This window comes from Gilliamella sp. wkB195, assembly GCF_001690445.1.
In the GTDB taxonomy this organism is placed as follows: Bacteria; Pseudomonadota; Gammaproteobacteria; order Enterobacterales; family Orbaceae; genus Gilliamella; species Gilliamella apicola_E.
Genome location: NZ_LZGP01000036.1, coordinates 1 through 14,172 on the forward strand (window position 1 = coordinate 1; position 14,172 = coordinate 14,172).

10 protein-coding genes, 1 tRNA gene and 2 pseudogenes are annotated in these 14,172 nt (G+C 35.0%); 6 read left to right on the top strand and 7 right to left on the bottom strand.

Features of this window, described 5'->3' with window-relative positions; genetic code table 11:
- Nucleotides 1-215: 215 nt before the first annotated feature.
- Nucleotides 216-296: pseudogene (locus A9G08_RS11930) on the top strand (ogr/Delta-like zinc finger family protein); the annotation flags it as partial.
- 709 nt (nt 297-1,005) lie between these two features.
- On the opposite strand, the gene A9G08_RS09705 reads toward A9G08_RS11930, so the two are convergent.
- A tRNA-Ile gene (locus A9G08_RS09705) sits at nt 1,006-1,082 on the bottom strand.
- 219 nt (nt 1,083-1,301) lie between these two features.
- Here A9G08_RS09705 and A9G08_RS09710 point away from each other — a divergent pair.
- Complete coding sequence (locus tag A9G08_RS09710) at nt 1,302-1,661, top strand: DUF4156 domain-containing protein (RefSeq protein ID WP_065563511.1); 360 nt, start codon at nt 1,302-1,304, stop codon at nt 1,659-1,661.
- Nucleotides 1,662-1,718: 57 nt separating this feature from the next.
- On the opposite strand, the gene serC is transcribed toward A9G08_RS09710, so the two are convergent.
- The 6 genes and pseudogenes from serC to A9G08_RS09740 all read right to left on the bottom strand — a co-directional run bounded on the left by serC (nt 1,719) and on the right by A9G08_RS09740 (nt 9,435).
- On the bottom strand, nt 1,719-2,798 hold the full coding sequence (serC, locus tag A9G08_RS09715) for a 3-phosphoserine/phosphohydroxythreonine transaminase (protein WP_065563512.1): 1,080 nt from the start codon (nt 2,796-2,798) through the stop codon (nt 1,719-1,721).
- Nucleotides 2,799-2,950: 152 nt separating this feature from the next.
- Complete coding sequence (gene argH, locus A9G08_RS09720; protein WP_065563513.1) at nt 2,951-4,327, bottom strand: argininosuccinate lyase; 1,377 nt, start codon at nt 4,325-4,327, stop codon at nt 2,951-2,953.
- A gap of 282 nt (nt 4,328-4,609) precedes the next feature.
- Nucleotides 4,610-5,827, bottom strand: a pseudogene (locus A9G08_RS09725) (argininosuccinate synthase); the annotation flags it as partial.
- Between the two features lie 107 nt (nt 5,828-5,934).
- Nucleotides 5,935-6,714 carry an acetylglutamate kinase gene (gene argB / locus A9G08_RS09730; RefSeq protein WP_065563514.1) on the bottom strand — a complete coding sequence of 260 codons (780 nt, stop codon included), beginning with the start codon at nt 6,712-6,714 and terminating at the stop codon, nt 5,935-5,937.
- A 59-nt stretch (nt 6,715-6,773) separates the two neighbouring features.
- Nucleotides 6,774-7,784, bottom strand: a complete 1,011-nt coding sequence (gene argC, locus A9G08_RS09735) for an N-acetyl-gamma-glutamyl-phosphate reductase (protein WP_065563515.1) — start codon at nt 7,782-7,784, stop codon at nt 6,774-6,776.
- 187 nt (nt 7,785-7,971) lie between these two features.
- Complete coding sequence (locus A9G08_RS09740; protein ID WP_065563516.1) at nt 7,972-9,435, bottom strand: aminoacyl-histidine dipeptidase; 1,464 nt, start codon at nt 9,433-9,435, stop codon at nt 7,972-7,974.
- A gap of 150 nt (nt 9,436-9,585) precedes the next feature.
- Between A9G08_RS09740 and gpt the strand changes: the two genes are divergently transcribed.
- From gpt to proA, 4 genes are all read left to right on the top strand, one after another.
- Nucleotides 9,586-10,116: a xanthine phosphoribosyltransferase gene (gene gpt, locus A9G08_RS09745; protein WP_081299561.1), complete on the top strand. Its 531-nt coding sequence runs from the start codon at nt 9,586-9,588 to the stop codon at nt 10,114-10,116.
- A 22-nt stretch (nt 10,117-10,138) separates the two neighbouring features.
- Entirely contained in the window at nt 10,139-11,392 is a 1,254-nt protein-coding gene (locus A9G08_RS09750; RefSeq protein WP_065563517.1) for an alpha/beta hydrolase, read from the top strand.
- A 26-nt stretch (nt 11,393-11,418) separates the two neighbouring features.
- The gene (gene proB, locus A9G08_RS09755) at nt 11,419-12,528 is read left to right on the top strand and encodes a glutamate 5-kinase (protein WP_065563543.1); all 1,110 of its coding nucleotides are present in this window, start codon (nt 11,419-11,421) and stop codon (nt 12,526-12,528) included.
- A 352-nt stretch (nt 12,529-12,880) separates the two neighbouring features.
- A complete protein-coding gene (gene proA / locus A9G08_RS09760) occupies nt 12,881-14,134 on the top strand; it encodes a glutamate-5-semialdehyde dehydrogenase (protein WP_065563518.1) in 1,254 nt (417 codons plus the stop codon).
- Nucleotides 14,135-14,172: the final 38 nt, after the last annotated feature.

Genomic DNA, 14,172 nt, shown 5'->3' on the forward strand with positions numbered 1-14,172 from the left:
ATAGTACAGGATTTGATAATAAATATTTATATGATTAGCAGTAAGCATTCCTTGATTAGATAAAAAACACCTGACAAAAATAAATTTAAGTTAATTTTAATAATATATAATTAACTAATAGTTAACGCTAAGGTTATAGAATGAAATGTCCTCGCTGCAAACTAAAAGCTGTTATTCGCTCAAGTGAAGTATCATCCGAATTAACTTGAAAGCAATATTATCAGTGTTCAAATATATTTTGTGGACATACTTTTACAGCGATGCAATTAATATCAAAAAACAATTGTACCAAGTAACTGCCCCAACCCAAATATAAAAATACCTTTTTCATAAAATGTAAGAACTCAGAAATAACAAATCAATAACTAAAAACTTTAATTCCAAATTTATTATGTTAACTAACGCACTTTTTTGCTTTTATATTAAAACCATGTCAACAGAATCCAACATCAATACTGGATTCTTGAATCAAGTATAGAGCAGACTAACTGCATATTAATTTTTTTATATCTAGTTTCTAGAGCGGGCTAGATAATGGAGCTGACAAGCTTCTGGTTTTTGCTCAATGTGACCAATACGCCGACTTTGTCTAGTTCACTTCCAATGTTGGTGGGTTGTAAATGACAAAAAAAACTTCAATGTATCGAACTATTTTATGAAAAAATATCTACCTTAAACATTGCATCTTCAAACGATATTGTTAAATAACACTTAGACAGCCTTACAAAACTTGAACAAGCTGAGCTACTTACCCGATATATTAAATTCAAATCATGTAATATTAATAAAAAGGAATTTATTATTGCTGTGAGTTGTATCGTTGATCTACTCTTTAATGCCATGGTGCAAGCGAAATTATAAAATACTATAATTATTAGTATTAAAGCTCACCTAGTGGATTTTATTTTTTTATAAAAATAGTAATGAAAAATTTTAACCGCGTTTAATAAAATTTGCTGATTTTTATGATATGCTTGTTATGCGTAAAACTTTATTTACTTAGAGTGGTGGCCCCTACTGGACTTGAACCAGTGACCAATCGATTATGAGTCGACTGCTCTGACCAACTGAGCTAAGGGGCCATTTGGATGTGCTACTGACTTAGTAGGGTTGCGATTATAATAGAGTTAAAATTAATTTGCTACATTTAATTAACTAAATAGGTTGATTTGGTTAATTATTAAACTGAAACCTATTATCATTTCATCATTTGTAATAAGCGATATTTTTTAGTTAATTAACCTGCTACAATGTTCTAAATTATTATTACTAATGCTCGTTATATTGGTTGGGGAAATATTATGTCTATCAAGAAAATTCTTTTTATTAGTGCAGCGTTATCTACTGCATTGTTTTTAAATGGTTGTAGTAGTTCAGATTATCAAGCCACTTCAGCTGGTCGACAAGTTCAGTTTATTGATACTAAACCAGCAGCAAATTGCCAATTTATCGGTAAAGCTGAAGGCCGCCGTAGTACTTTCTTTTCTGGTCTAAAAACCCATAGTGAGTTGATTCGTGATGCAGCTAATGATTTGATGAATAAAGCTGCTGCTATGGGCGGTAATGTGATTTATAACGCACAAGATGCATCGTTACAATATGTTTCAGATATTGCTCCGACAGATGCTGTGATGACTGGTGAAGTCTTTAGTTGTAAATAAGAATGTGTAAAATAGAAAAGGGATACTCCTGTATCCCTTTTTTATTTGCCGATATAACTAACCATTTTGTTTTTCAAATTGTTTCATGAAGTCTATTAGGTAGTTGACTCCATCAATATCCATTGCATTATAAATCGAAGCCCTCATTCCACCTGCAATTCGGTGACCTTTAATTCCAATGATATTTGCTTGTGTTGCTTCACTAACAAACTTTTTATCGAGATCTTCATTTGGTGATAAGAAGGTGACATTCATGATTGATCGATTAGCAATAGCCACAGTATTACGATAAAAATCGGATTGATCGATAAATTGGTAAAGTAATTTTGCTTTAGCTTGATTTCGTTGCTGCATTGCATTCAATCCACCCAGGCTTTTAATCCATTTAAAGACTAAACCTGACATGTACCAAGCAAATGTAGGTGGTGTGTTAAACATTGAGTCATGATCCATTAAGATTTTATAATCTAACACGGAAGGTAATGCTTTTTGAGCATGTCCAATTAGATCTTCACGAACGATGACAATTGTGATTCCTGAAGGACCAATATTTTTCTGCGCACCTGCGTAAATAATGCCATAGCGACTTACGTCAATCGGTTGCGATAAAATGCAAGATGATAAATCAGCAACTACGGTTTTATCCCCAAAATTAGGTTGTTCGAATATCTCTACCCCGTCAATGGTTTCATTAGGGCAATAATGGATATAATCACTATTATCACTTAGTTGCCATTCGGACATGGGTTTGATTGAGGTTATACCCTGATTTTTAATTGTCACATTTTGTTCAATCACATTACAGTATTTGGTTGCCTCTTTGGCTGCACATTGGCTCCAATAGCCACTGTTAATGTAATCAGCATTTTTTGCCGAAATATTCATTGGCACAGCAGCAAATTGTGCCCTAGCTCCACCTTGGCAAAATAGAATTTTATAATTTTCAGGGACATTTAAAATATCACGAAGATCGTTAGTTGCTTCAATCGCACATGCATCAAAATCTTTACCACGATGGCTTAACTCCATTACTGATGCACCGGTGTTGTGCCAATTTAATAATTCAGCTTGTACTTGTTTTAAAACATCTGCAGGAAGTTTTGCTGGGCCTGCACTAAAGTTATAACTTTTATTCATTGCAATTCACTTTCATCCATCTAAAAATTGAAAATCTATTTTTACACTCTATTGAGCGATATACAAACAGATTTTTATCAAAAAAAAGTTGAGGAACGGGGTTTTTGAAGCATAAAAATACCGACAAAAGTCGGTATTTAAAATAAAAAGTACTATAAACAGAGCTGTTTTTTAGCATTGTCGATTGCCAATTTAACTTGTTTAGGCGATACGCCTCCTTTAGCAGATCGTTTAGCTAGGCAAGATTCGAGTGATAAAATTGGATAAACGTCATCTTCAATAACATCACTATAGACTTTTAATTCATCCAACGTTAACTCTTCTAATGCTTTTTGCTTAGCTATCGCGCCAACAACGGCTTCACCTACAATGTGATGAGCTTGTCTAAATGGAATACCTTTAGCAACGAGATAATCAGCAAGTTCTGTTGCATTTGAGTATCCTTGTTTAGCTGCATTTTGGCAATTTTGGTAATTGATTTTAATATCTTCAAGAACTAACGCTGCCATGTCTAAACATTCTTGCCAAGTATCAAGTGCGTCAAATAGATGTTCTTTATCTTCCTGTAGATCTTTATTGTAAGCAAGTGGTAAACCTTTAAAAGTCATCATGGCGCCAGTTAGTGCACCAACAACTCGCCCTATTTTTCCTCGAATAAGTTCTAATGCATCAGGATTTTTTTTCTGTGGCATTAATGATGATCCTGATGTGACACGATCAGATAGTTCAACAAAATCTGCTTCACCACTATTGAAGATAATTAAATCTTCTGCAAACCGAGATAAATGCACCATTCCTATAGATGCATTATTGAGTAATTCAAGTACATGATCTCTATCAGATACTGAATCTAAACTATTATTTGTTGCTGTTGCAAAACCTAACCAATCGGCTAGCTGATCGCGATCCATTGGATAAGCAGTTCCAGCTAAAGCGCCACAACCTAGAGGGCTTACATCTAAGCGTTTAAGTGTATCTTGTAAACGGCTTTCATCACGTGTTAGCATTTCATAATACGCTAAACACCAATGAGCAAAAGTGACTGGTTGTGCGCGTTGTAGATGAGTATAGCCAGGCATAACTGCATCTTGATGCTGTTCAGCGGTAAGCACTAAGCGTTTTCTGAGTTCATTGATAGCTGTGATAAGATGAGCGATTTCATCTTTACACCATAATTTTAGATCGGTTGTTGATTGATCGTTACGGCTACGACCAGTATGTAATTTTTTACCTAAATCACCGATTTTTTCGATAAGTTTTTGCTCTACCCAACTGTGAATATCTTCCGCATCACTTTGTAGAATCTGTTCTGGGTTTTGCCGTACTGAATCTAATAATTCATTTAAAGCTTTTTCTAATTTTTTTTGTTCATCATAAGATAAAACGTCAACAGTGACCAAAGCTTTAGACCATGCAATTGATCCAATGATATCTTGCTCCGCAAGCCGATAGTCAAAGCGTAGAGAATCATTAAAATGTTTAAATCGTTGATCTGCTGCTTGGCTAAAACGCCCACCCCATAATGCCATAATTACCTCAATTTTTAATCCTAAGCGATTTTAGTTTGATCGCTTTTTTAATAATGATAATTCAATAATACTATAAAAAATATATACAGACCAAAGTCTGTATATATTGTGTTTTATATCTAAGTAAAAAGTGATTAAAACTTACTTTTTAGCTTTGGCTTTCGCTTTCACTTTAGATTTTGGAGCAACTGTCGCTTTAGCATCAGCTTTAGCTACTTTTTTGACTGTTTTTTCAGTTTTTTTAGCTGTATCTTTTTTAACTGTAGCTTTTTTAGCTGGTCGTTTTTTCTTACCTTCATTTAGAGCTCGAATGCGTGAAGATAATGAGAATAAGCGAATAAATCCACCTGCATGACTGTGGTCATAGACTTCATCCTCACCAAAAGTCGCAAATTCTTCACTATATAAGCTATTTGGTGATTTTTTCTGAACTGCTGTTGCACTACCTTTGTAGAGTTTAACTACAACTTCACCTGTCATATCTTCTGCTAATACATCAGCAGCGGCTTGAATTGAGCGACGATATGGTGCAAACCAACGACCATCATAAACAACGTATGCCATTTCTAAACCAAGTTGTTCACGCCATTTGAAGCTATCACGATCTAAAATTAATTGTTCTAAACCACGTAATGCAGTCATCATGATTGTACCACCTGGGGTTTCATAACAACCGCGAGATTTGATACCCACCAAACGATTTTCAATGATATCAACTCGACCAACACCATGTTTAGCACCAATTTTATTGAGTGTTGCTACGCAGTTATATGGAGAGAGTTTCTTTCCATTAACAGAAACGACTTCACCTTTTTCTATACCAATGGTAACAAGTTCTGGTTTATTGGGTGCATCTTCTGGTGAGACAGTCCATGCCCAACAATCTGCGTTGGCTTGATTCCAAGTGCTTTCAAGTACACCACCCTCGGTAGAGATGTGCCAAGCATTTTCATCACGACTATAGATTTTTTCAACGGTTGCAGTTGTTGGAATTTTTCGTACTTTTAAGTAATCAATTAAAGCTTCACGCGAACGTAAATCCCATTCACGCCAAGGTGCAATAACTTTAAGTTGTGGTGCTAGAGCTGTATAAGTTGTTTCGAAGCGAACTTGGTCATTACCTTTACCTGTTGCTCCATGACAAAGGGTATCGGCACCAACTTCTAATGCATATTCAACTTGGGCTTTAGCAATAATTGGGCGAGCCATTGAAGTTCCAAGATAATAAGTTCCTTCATATAAAGCGCCAGTTTTTAAAACAGGGTAAACATAATCTTTAACAAATTCTTCTCGTAAATCGACAACTTTACAAGCTACTGCACCAGATGCTTTCGCTTTTTTCTCAACATCTTTTAGCTCTTTAGGATCTTGACCAACGTTAGCGACAAGAGCGTAAACTTCACAACCGCCATAATTTTCTTTTAGCCATGGAATAATAGCTGATGTATCTAATCCACCTGAATAGGCTAAAACCACCTTTTTTGTTGCACTTTTTTTCATGTTATACCCTTTCTTAAATTTACTGACGAAAAAATAAATGATTTAAAGATTAAATTAAGTATATTTAATAAAAAATATACTCAAATAATATACTAACTGATTTATATTTAAGCAATAATTCTTGTACCTGTTATTCCTGATTTTCCATTAAATAATTCAATAAGTTTGTCGGATTCTTTCCAACTAGCTATATCAATTGGTCGCCCAAGCGTTTTTGCTGCTTCGAATGCAGAATTGACTTTGACAATCATGCCATCAGTAATAATGCCTTGTGCGATCAAGTGATCAGCTTCTGCTTGCGTTAATGATTCAATTCGTTGTTTGTTAGCATCTAAAACACCGGCAACATCAGATAATAAAATTAAATCTGCATCTATTGTTTTTGCGAGTGCAACGGCAGCGTGATCGGCATTCACATTCATCATCTTGCCTTGTTCAGTAATGCCAATTGAACTAACAATCGGTAAATAACCATTATTAAGCAGTAAATTGATTAAGGTTGGATCACCTATTTCAGCTTCGCCTACATACCCTAACTCTTCAGAAATTTGTTTAACCTTGACACTATCACCATCTGCTAAGCAGAGTCCGATACTTGATATTTGTAATTTTTTGGCTTCTGACAATATTGTCGTATTGGCACTACCTGCAAGACTGCCTACAATCACATCAATCTGGTCTGCGGGTGTAACGCGTAAACCATTGCGTCGTACTACCGGTAATGAAAGACGATCCATTAAGGAGTCAACAACACTACCACCACCATGAACAATAATTAAAGGCCTATTAAAATTCTTTTTATATTCGCTAATAATAATGAATAATTTACTTAACGCATCTTTGTTATCGAGTAATACACCGCCAAACTTAATAATTAATGGTTTCATTTTTATTCCCTATCCATTTAAACAAAGTCACTTGATTAATATTATTAACAAATGAGTATTTATAATAAGGCTGTAGTTTCATCAAAGCCAAATCGAATATTCATACACTGTACCGCTTGTGCTGCTGCACCTTTTAATAAATTATCTTCAACTGAAATTAAAATCAGATGTTGCCCTTTTAGTACAAAACCAATATCGCAATATGGCAGATCTATTACTGATTTTAATGCTGGCCAATGTTTTTGGTAAACCCTAATTAACGGTTTATTTTGATAATATTTATTTAATGCGTTACGAATATCATCAGATGTTACGCCTTTCTTTACCATACAGGTAATAGTGGCATGAATGCCTTGTTTGAAACATCCTAGGTGAGGCGTAAAGATAACTTCTTGGCCTAAGTGTGTTGCAATTTCAGGTTGATGACGATGTGTAAATAAGCCATAAGCATGTAAACTCACTTCACAAAATAAATTGTTAGTCGAAGGTTTTCGTCCAGCGCCACTTACACCACTTACAGCATTGATAATAGGCCATTGACTTTTGTCTAACAAATCTTCTTCAATCAACGGTTTTAATGGCAGTTGGGATGCTGTTGGATAACAACCAGGAACTGCAATCAACTGAGCTTGTTTTATAGCCTCATAATTCCATTCAGCTAATCCATAAACGGCCTTCTCAAGCCACTGTTTATGTTGATGTTCAAAACCATAAAATTGAGTATAAAAAGAGGATGAATTGACACGAAATGCGCCAGATAAGTCGAATACTGTGCATCCTTTGTCTAAAAAATAAGGTGCGATATCGTGACTAACTGAATGTTCTGTTGCTAAAAAAACAATATCAACATCATGAATGAGAGATGAATAGTCGGCGGTTGCAATTAAGGGGAGATCAACTACACCTTTCAATTGAGGATATAAATCATAGTCCGAGATTAACTTTCCACCATCACGACTATTTTCAGATACGGTTAATGCGACTAACTCAATATTTGGATGCTTTGTTAAATAATATGCAAGTTTTGCGCCTGCATAACCACTTGCTCCGACAACTATTGCTTTTAACATACCTTTCCTTATCTATCACTAAGTTTTTTTTGGTAGTATAGTAGGCTTTCTGAAAAAACAAAGCAAGCATAAAATGCATTTTTATTCACTTTTAGTGAATTTATTTTCAAATTAGTCGATCTTTAGTAAAGCAAATAAGTCGGATGATTCCTCCTCTCTAATCAATCAGGAGGAGGAACCGCAATTTTTATTTCAAATAACAAGCCGATTTTAAGATCGCAATTAATAATTCCCAATAACGATATACACTATGAATATTAACTTTTTCATCAGGTGAATGAGGTGAAACTATAGTTGGTCCAATTGAAATCATATCCATATATGGATAAGACTGTTTAAATAAACCACATTCTAAACCAGCATGGATCACCATAATTTTTGCTTGCTTTGAAAAAATCTCTAGGTACTTATCTTTAGCTAATTGTAGTAGTCTAGAATTCAAATTAGGTTCCCAACCTGAATAACCACCACTGATTTCATAATTGGCATTTACTAATTGGCTTAATGATATTAAGGTTGAAACAACTGCATCCTTCGCGCTATCAACTTGAGAACGAATTAAAAAGTTTACACTTAACTGATTGTCACTAATATTGACAATGCCTAGATTTAAAGAAGTTTCGACCACACCATGGATCTCTTTGCTCATGCTGACAACACCATTAGGCGCAGTGTTTAAAATATTGATGATTTTGTTTTGTTGATCAATCGCGATAACTCTTTTAACTTTATCCGTTTTCACTTCTTTTAAAGTTAATTCAATATCTGGTTCAATCTGTCTAAATTCATTTTGTAATACAGATTGATATTGTTTAACAATTGCTTCTAACTTAGGCAAATCTTGCTTGCTTAAAGTTAATTCAGCAAAAGCTTCACGAGGGATTGCATTACGTAATGAACCGCCTCGAATGTCAGCTAATCTAAATGAGATATCTTGTGCGTATTGAGCTAACAATCTTGCCATTAATTTTATGGCATTCCCTCGTCCAAGATGAATATCACAACCTGAATGTCCACCTTTCAAACCTTTTAGAGAAAGTTGTACATAGCAATCGTGAATCTCCGGCATAACCGCGTATGTAATTGTAAAATTCATTGAGAAGTCTATACCGCCTGCACAACCAGTAAATATCTCACCTTCATCTTCAGAATCAGTATTGATGAGATAACGGCTTTTTAACCAATTAGGTTGAAGACCAAAAGCACCATGCATACCAGTCTCTTCAGAAGTCGTAACTAAAACTTCAAGAGGACCGTGTTCGACAGATGGATCAATTAATACAGCTAAAGCAGATGCAAGCCCTACACCATTGTCAGCACCTAATGTTGTACCTTTTGCTTTAACCCATTCATCGTCTATATAAGCTTGGATTGGATCAATTAGAAAATCATGCTCTGTACCTTCGTTTTTTTGAGGAACCATATCCATATGGGCTTGTAAAGCAATAGATGGGCAATTTTCCATACCTTTAGTTGCGGTTTTGCTTAGTAAAATGTTTCCAGCTTTATCAAGCTGACAATCAATGTGATGAGTTGCTGCAAAATCGACAATATATTTGGTTATCATTTGTTCATGATGAGAAGGATGGGGAATGTTACAAATATCATTAAAAATCTGCCAAACAAATTTTGGATTTAGGGTTGATAGCATAATTTATCCTCAGTATTAGCTAGGTAACAAATTAATCAGTGGTTTTTTTTATCTAATCACTCTATAATAAGGTGCAATTTTACATCTATTTCAAGTTCATTAATATTAATTTATTAAATTCGTTTATTCGATTAAAATTGCAGGTTACACATGTCAATAGAACAAACTTTAACAGAAGAAGAAATCAAAGCCAAAAAACAGCATAAAGCAGAGCTCATCGCTGAAAAGAAAAAATTCAACGTTACTTGGGAAATGCTTCAAGCTTATGGTCGTCAACTTTCTGAAAGATTATTACCCGCCAAACAATGGAAAGGTATCATTGCCGTTAGTCGTGGAGGCTTAGTTCCTGCGGCTATTCTAGCTCGTGAACTTAGCATTCGTTATGTCGATACCGTTTGTATTTCAAGTTATGACCACGATCATCAACGTGAAAAACTAATTTTAAAAGAAGCGAAAGGTGATGGCGAAGGCTTTATTGTTGTTGACGATTTAGTTGATACCGGAAGCACAGCTCATACTATTCGTGAAATGTATCCAAAGGCTCACTTTGTAACTATTTTTGCTAAACCTGCTGGCAAACCATTAGTTGATGATTATGTTGTCGATATCGCTCAAGATACTTGGATCGAACAGCCATGGGATACTGGCGTTATGTTTGTTAAGCCACTTAGTGATCATTAATAATTAATTTAATAAGGTTGCTATGACTGAAAACCTTTCTGAAAAGATATTTAAACCACAATATGATTATCCTGAAACATCATCGCTAATCAATCGGTTAGATAGTAGCGATGGTAGCAGTATTAGTCCATTTGATGGTGAAGTAGATTCAAAATGGTACCGAATCATTAATCCTATCCTATGGTTTTGGCGTGGCTTACCGAAATTGGAAATCGAAGAAGTTTTATCGCAAATCGCAATTTCGACTAAACGTCATACCAATGAAAAGTGGTTAGATTCGGTTATTGGTTATCAACCTGGCAATTGGATTTATGAGTTTTTAAATCAAGCTGCAAAATGGCAAGCTAAAGCGGATTCATTAGATCAATCTGACTTATCTGAAGAAGCAAAAAATAACTTACATCAAGATTATTTAATTGCGAGTGAATTTGCTAGTATTGCTAGCTATCCTCATTTTAAAAATGATGAGCTTGCCATGTATGCACAAACTTGTGCATATCAATCTTATATAAAAGCACTTGAGTTTTCGCCTTACACGACAAAACAGATAGAATTTAAAGTTGAAAATCGCAGTGTTAAAACAATTTTACATTTACCTAAGAACTGTGATGGCGTATGCCCTGTCGTATTAGTCTGTAATGCATTAGGTAATTTACAAATCGACTATTATCGCTACTTTAGTGAATACCTAGCGCCACAAGGTTTTGCAATGCTAACAGTAGATTTGCCAACAGTGGGCTTTAGTCGAAATTTTGTATTAACACAAAATAGTAGCCAAATTCATCAAGCTATAATTGAACAACTAGCGACAGTACCTTGGGTTGATAGCAATCGTGTAATTGTGGCAGGATTCCGTTTTGGTTCACACATTGCTACACGTCTTACTTATTTAATGCCAAATAAAATAAAAGGACTTTTCAACTTTACACCTTTTGTACATCAAATATTTGTTGATAAAACCTTACAACAGAATCTACCAAATTGTTATAAGGATATGCTAGCTTGTCGATTAGGTTTAACATCAGTTTCAAATCAGCAGTTAGCTGCTGAATTAAATTACTTTTCTCTAAAAAACCAGGGATTATTAACTCATTCTTGTCCTGTGCCAATTATGAATGTCATCTTTGAAGATGATAAGTTAAGTAATTTAACTGAAGCAAAATTAATTCAATCTTCAAAGCAATGCAAAATTGTGACTATTCCTAAAACACCATTACAAAAAGGCTTACAAAATGCCTTAACTCAATCAGTTAAATGGATGGAATCTATTTTGTAAGAGATGATTTAAATAAGATTATTGCTATGACTAATAAAAAAAAGCAAACTGTCGTTATTAAGTTAGGTACCAGTGTTTTAACTGGTGGAACTAAACAGTTAGATCGCGCTCGAATAGTTGAACTGATTCGGCAATGCTCTTATTTACATCAAATTGGTCACAAAATTATTATAGTTACATCGGGAGCAATTGCTGCTGGTCGAGAGTATCTAAACTTCCCTAACCTTCCAAATACTGTTGCATCAAAACAATTACTTGCTTCTGTTGGACAAAGTAAACTTATCCAGCTTTGGGAACAGCTGTTTTCAATATATAAAATTTTTATTGGACAAATGTTACTGACACGAGCTGACTTAGAAGATCGTGAACGCTTTTTAAATGCACAAGATGTTCTAAAAGCGATGCTAGATAATCATATTGTGCCTGTCATCAATGAGAATGACGCCGTAGCTACAGCCGAAATTAAAGTGGGTGATAATGATAACCTATCAGCACTAGCGGCAATTTTAGCGGAAGCCGATAAACTCATATTACTGACAGATATTGAAGGATTATATACTGCCGATCCAAGGTCTGATACCAATGCTCAATTAATAAAAGAAGTTTCTCATATTGATGAAAGTTTACGAAACATAGCTGGTGATAGTGTTTCAGGGCTGGGAACCGGTGGTATGAGCACAAAAATTCAAGCAGCTGAAGTAGCAGGTAGCGCAGGAATAGAAGTAATAATTGCAGCTGGGAATAAAGAAAATGTGATTATTGATGCAGTGAATAATCAATCGGTAGGCACGCGTTTTTTACCACAGAAAACCCCATTAGAGCATCGTAAACATTGGCTATATGGTGCACCTAATGCAGGAAAGGTGTTAGTTGATGATGGTGCTATAAATGCTATTTTGAATAATGGTAGTTCGCTCTTACCAAAAGGAATTATAGCGGTTGAAAAAGATTTTTCGCGGGGAGAAGTAATAAATATATGTGATAAGTCAGGAAAACAAATCGCACGAGGTGTAAGCCGTTATAATAGTGATGCGCTAAAACAAATAGCAGGACATCACTCACAAGAAATTAGTCAAATTATTGGCTATGAATATGGATCTGTAGCCGTACATCGGAATGATATGATTATCAAATAATAAGGAGGTTAAATGGAACTAGCTATAGGTGGCGTAATAGTCAACTGGTTAGGTGTATTAATTGTTAATTAGAATTCACTGTACAACTCAAGTTATCGAATATATCTCAGCTTGCTTTTAAGCTTCATAATTGACAATCCCCTGAAAAATACATTATTGTTGGAATAAATTGATTCCTATTAGCAAAATTTGTTTAAGGTGACAGCTCATACCTCTTTAACTCTATTATTTATTCTATATGTTTTATAAATAAGAATTAGAGTGGGATGTATAATATCATTAGATAAATTATTTTTTAGAGAATCTGTATTCTGTCAAACACAGTGTGAGTAAAATCTATTAAGGTTAAGCAATGATAAACCAAATTGGAAAGTTAGCAAAACAAGCCTCATATCAATTAGCACAATGCCCAACTAAAATCAAAAGTCAGGCTTTAATTAGTATTGCTGATTTATTGGAGCAAAGCTCTCAAAGCATTTTAGAGGCGAATCAAAAAGATATTGCTATAGCAAAAAATCAAGGATTAAGTGAGGCAATGCTTGATCGTTTATTATTAACGCCAGAGCGATTATCCTCTATTGCTAATGATGTTCGCAAAGTTGTCTCCTTAACCGATCCTATTGGGCAAACTATCGATGGGGCTGTTTTAGAGAACGGATTAAAGTTACAACGTCACCGAGTTCCGCTGGGTGTAATTGGTGTAATATATGAAGCCCGCCCTAATGTTACTATAGATATTGCTGCTCTTTGTTTAAAAACAGGTAATGCAGCGATACTTCGTGGTGGAAAAGAAACGGTTAATACTAATGCGGCTATCATATCCATTATTCAACAAGCATTAAATCACGCCGGCTTACCTGAAACTGCTATTCAATCAATCGATAATCCTGATCGTAAATATATCACTGAGTTACTCAAACTTGATAAATATGTAGATATGATTATTCCTCGAGGCGGTGAGGCTCTACATAAACTTTGCCGTGAACATTCAACCATTCCGGTCATAACTGGCGGTATTGGAGTTTGCCATATCTTTGTCGATGAAAGCGCAGATTTTGACGCAGCTTTTTCAATCATTCTAAATGCCAAAACTCAACGACCAAGTACATGTAACTCTGTAGAAACATTACTCGTACATACTGAAATTGCAAATACTTTTCTGCCTAAGCTTAGTCAAATTATGGCTGATAATCACGTCATATTACATGCTGATCCTGATGCTTATAAAATTTTAAATTCAGGCGTAGCAAATCTATTTCCAGTAGAAGATGACGAACTTAGACAAGAGTGGCTTTCCAAAGATCTGAACATAGTGATTGTTGATTCACTTGAATTAGCAGTTGAACATATTCGGGAATATGGAAGTGGCCATTCAGAAGCCATTCTAACTCGAAGTCTACTTAATGCAGAGCAATTCATTAAGCTAGTTGATGCGGCTGCAGTTTATGTTAATGCATCAACTCGATTTACGGATGGTGCACAATTTGGTTTAGGCGCCGAAGTTGCTGTCAGTACTCAAAAATTACATGCCAGAGGGCCAATGGGTCTAGAAGCATTAACAACTTATAAATGGATTGGTTATGGTGAAGATTTAATCCGCCAATGATGATATTAGCTAACTGTTTATAAAATCAAACAGTTAGC